Below are 1278 nucleotides of genomic sequence, written 5' to 3'. Positions count from 1 at the left end.
CACATTGCGTAGTAGGATTGCCCGGAAAATTCAGCACCAGCATTTTCGGTTTCGGCCAGGAATCCTTAACCGATTTTTCCAGTTCCGCAAAAAAATCGACATCCGGTGTTAACGGCACATGACGAATATCTGCGCCAGCAATCACAAATCCATATGGATGAATCGGATAGGCAGGATTGGGGACCAATACTGCGTCGCCAGGTCCAACGGTTGCCAATGCCAGATGCGCCAAACCTTCTTTGGAGCCGATGGTCACGATGGTTTCGGAGTCCGGATCAAGGGTCACATCATATTTGCGCTGATACCAGTCGCAGATGGCTTTACGCAGACGTGGAATACCTCTGGAAACGGAGTAACGATGGGTGTCCGGTCTTTGCGCAGCTTCGACTAATTTTTCTACAATGTGCGCGGGCGCCGGTTTATCCGGGTTCCCCATACCAAAGTCGATAATATCTTCACCGCGCGCACGCGCTTTTGCCTTCAAATCATTTACAATGTTGAAAACGTATGGCGGAAGACGCTTGATTCTGGGAAATTCGTCGTTCAACTGAGCACCTGCTATTAGCTAAAACGGTTGGCAAACCAAGCAAAATAACTGAAAATCATTCACACTTCAAATTGATTTAATACAGTGGATTAATATGAGTCAACAAGACCAATTGTACACGACGATCATTAATGATCTCCAAAAGGGAAAACTGGTGTTGCCTACACTGCCTGAGGTAGCCCTCAAGGTTCGTGAAGTTGCCAATAATCCAGACGTAACTGCAGTGCAGCTCGCCGATGTAATTACAACTGATGCAGCCCTATCTGCCCGGCTTTTAAAAGTGGCAAACAGTCCATTATATCGCGGTCGAGTCGAAGTTGAATCGGTGCAAACGGCGGTTACCAGGCTTGGGATTCCAATGATACGCAACCTGGTGACCAGCCTGGTAATGGAACAAATGTTCCGTCCTACCAATAAGCGACTGGAAAACAGAATGCGCGATTTATGGCAACACAGCATCGAAGTTGCCGCAGCAAGTCAGGTCATTGCATCCAAACACCCCCATATTGCAAACGATGAAGCGCTACTTGCAGGCCTGCTCCATGAAATTGGTGCATTACCGATTTTGATGAAAGCCGCCGATATGCCTGAACTGCTGGAAGATACTCGCCGTCTGGACACATTGATTGAGAATCTGTATCCAAAAATTGGTGCTGCGATTCTGAAAAGCTGGGATTTCCCGGAAACTCTCGTCACTGTTGCAGCAGAACATGCCAATCTTAATCGCAACA

Annotated in this window: 1 protein-coding gene and 1 pseudogene; one reads left to right on the top strand and one right to left on the bottom strand. The window is 47.6% G+C overall.

All coding sequences use genetic code 11. From position 1 onward, the window contains the following. A pseudogene (locus B3O33_RS02345) lies at nucleotides 1–547 on the bottom strand (aminotransferase class I/II-fold pyridoxal phosphate-dependent enzyme); the annotation flags it as partial. 94 nt (nucleotides 548–641) lie between these two features. On the opposite strand from B3O33_RS02345, the gene B3O33_RS02340 reads away from it, so the two are divergent. Continuing rightward, nucleotides 642–1278 (top strand): HDOD domain-containing protein (locus B3O33_RS02340; RefSeq protein WP_292362847.1); only part of this gene is annotated, 637 nt, incomplete at its 3' end.

This window comes from Methylophaga sp. UBA1464 (assembly GCF_002325665.1).
Classification (GTDB): Bacteria; Pseudomonadota; Gammaproteobacteria; order Nitrosococcales; family Methylophagaceae; genus Methylophaga.
Note: the sequence above shows the minus strand (reverse complement) of the source record. Positions and strands in the feature narration are given on the sequence as shown.